This window comes from Kitasatospora sp. NPDC127035 (assembly GCF_042726075.1).
Taxonomy (GTDB): domain Bacteria; phylum Actinomycetota; class Actinomycetes; order Streptomycetales; family Streptomycetaceae; genus Kitasatospora.
Map to the genome: position 1 here is coordinate 1 of NZ_JBHXDN010000159.1, position 2,563 is coordinate 2,563.

The following is a 2,563-nucleotide window of genomic DNA, read 5'->3' on the forward strand; positions in this document are numbered from 1 at the left end:
TCAGTCGGGTAGCGGGGACGCATTGCTGCGTCCCCGCCCCCTCAGAACCGTGCAAGCAGCTGTTCACCGCACACGGCTCAAGCAAGCCCCAAGGGCTCGCGGTCAGGAGAAGGTGCTGGACTCGTCAGCTCGGCGACTCCGTTCCGCCGTTGACATTGGGTGTGGAGGAGACGGATTCGTTGATCGCCCGGCGTGCTTCCGCTCAGGAACGCGACGTACTGCTTGGAGATCGCCTTCCTGATGACGGCCCGCCATGTCTCCCATTCCTGGGGGCTTCTCGGCGGGTGATCGGCGTGCAGCAGGAGCCCTCCGCAGACCGGGCAGCGACCGTGCTGAGCCTGGAGCAGGCGCATGGTCATGCCGTCGACCGGCGGAGGTGGTCCCTTGCGACGTCGCTCGGCCCAGTACGACTCAAGCGCCGGATCATCCGGAGACGCCCTGCCCTTGACCAACTGGTGCCGGACAATCTTCGTCCAGGAGAACTTGAGCAGGTAGGCGCCGCTGTCGCGGTCGCCGAACACCCAGCGGTCCTTCCTGGCCTTGTTGAACCGGCCGAAGTACTTGCTGGAGATCCAGTGCTTCGGCTTGTTCGGGTGGCTGTGCTTGGCCCACTTGTAGGCGAGCGTCCACATGTAGCTGTCCAGCGCGCTGAAGATCTCGCTGGACACCACCGTCCGGTAGTAGGCCGACCAGCCCCGCACGATGGGGTTGATCTTCTTGAGCACAGCCTTGGCGTTGGCCCCTCGCAGGGCCAGCATCTCGGCGTGCAGCCGTTCCCGGATCCGTCGTTGTGCCGCTGTGCTCGGCTTGATCAGCAGTTTGCCGTGATACCGGCGGACGTTGAACCCCAGGAAGTCGAACCCGCTCACCGCGTGGACGATGCGTGTCTTGTCCTCGTGGAAGGCGAGCCCCCTGGGCGTCAGCCATGCGGCCAGCCGTTCCTTGACCTGTTCGGCCTGCTCACGGCTGGTGCACATCGCGACAAAATCGTCTGCGTACCGCACCAGCACGGGACTTCCGCTCTGTGCACTCCCGGCGTCTCGGCCGGCGGTGTAGTAGCGGACCCCTGCGGCTTCCTCTATCCCGTGCAGGGCCACGTTGAAGAGCAACGGGCTGATCACCCCGCCCTGCGGAGTCCCCTCCTCGGTCGGGGCGAACCGACCCTTGTCCACGACCCCGGCCTTCAGCCACTGCCGGACCAGTCCCCGGGCGGGGAAGGTGCCGAGCGTGGCCAGCAGCCGGTCGTGGTCGATACGGTCGAACGCCGCCGTCAGGTCCGCGTCGAGCACCCACACACGCTGCGGGTTCTTCCCGTTCAGCGTGGAGTAGATGGCCCCGATCGCGTCGTGACAGCCGCGGCCGGGCCGAAAGCCGTACGACTTCGGCTCGAACCGCGCTTCCCACTCGGGTTCCAGTGCGCCCAGTGCCACGGCTTGCAGGCACCGGTCGACGATCACGGGAATCCCGAGTCCGCGCTTCTTTGTGGTCCCCGGTTTGGGGATGAACACCCGCTTGACGGGCTTGGGAGTCCAGGGTCGGGCCTGGTGCTGGACCCAGTGGGCCAACGCGGCCTTGGACTGGGCAAGCAGCACCACCTGACCGTCGACTCCCGCCGTCGCGCGTCCCGCGTTGATCTCCGTGACCCGCCGCACGCTCAGGAGCGTGTTCGAACGGGACCGGAGCATCAGCTTCTGCAAATTGCGGACCTTCCTGAGGTCCCCCGCCTGCGATGCCGTGAAGATTCTCCGCCGCAAACGCCGTACGTCCTCCTCGGCCCGGCGCCAGTCGATCGACGCCCAGTCCAGGTCTTCGCCCTCGGGTCCGTTCACCGTCGCGGCGGCGGCCGGGACGGTCGAGACCGCTCCGTCCGTGTCCGTCATGGTGTCCAACTTGTCCCTCAGTTCCGTCGTCCTTGTCCAGTGAGTCCGCACAGGCTCACCCGGCCCACGTCAGCACCCTTTCGGGTCCAGGCAGCCGCCTGTATCCGGACGGTTATGCGGGGCGACCGGCGGAGAGACCGGTCATGCTGCCCCGGGTTCCCGTTTCCTTTCGGCTTCCGGCATTGGCTTCTTGGGCCATCCTGTTCCCGCTGGGGAGTTGAGCCTTCCTCACGGTCGGCCGACCGGGCCGCGACAGCCCGGACCCCAACGGGGTTTCCACGTTCCACACGAATGAGATACGACCGGGGTGGGTGCTCCCTTTACCCCGAGGCGGCGGTGTCCACCTGGCCGGAACGACCTCTACCGGCCAGCGCCTGCCGCTTCTCAGCAGCCAGCCATGCACCCCGCTGGTGCTTTCCATCGGCGGGGCTTGGGTTCACGAGGCATCATCGGGAGTTCACTTGCGTTCACCCGTCCGGTCTTCCCCTTGCCGGTAACCCCCGGATGGAACGGGAGTCCTTGGGCTTCCCCCTGAGCTTCGCACCACGCCGTTACCGGCATCGCACGCCAAGGGCGGGGACGGGTCATACGGACACGGACCCGTGACTGCACCTACGGCCCCACCATCAGCCGCCTCTCCATTCGGTCAGCCCACTCAAATTCGTGCAACTTCGTGTCGCACG

At 66.6% G+C, this 2,563-nt stretch carries 1 protein-coding gene; it reads right to left on the minus strand.

The genetic code is table 11. The annotated features are described in order from the left end of the window. Positions 1-77: 77 nt before the first annotated feature. A complete protein-coding gene (gene ltrA / locus ACFWIC_RS40945) occupies positions 78-1,880 on the minus strand; it encodes a group II intron reverse transcriptase/maturase (protein ID WP_380522279.1) in 1,803 nt (600 codons plus the stop codon). Between the last annotated feature and the right edge of the window lie 683 nt (positions 1,881-2,563).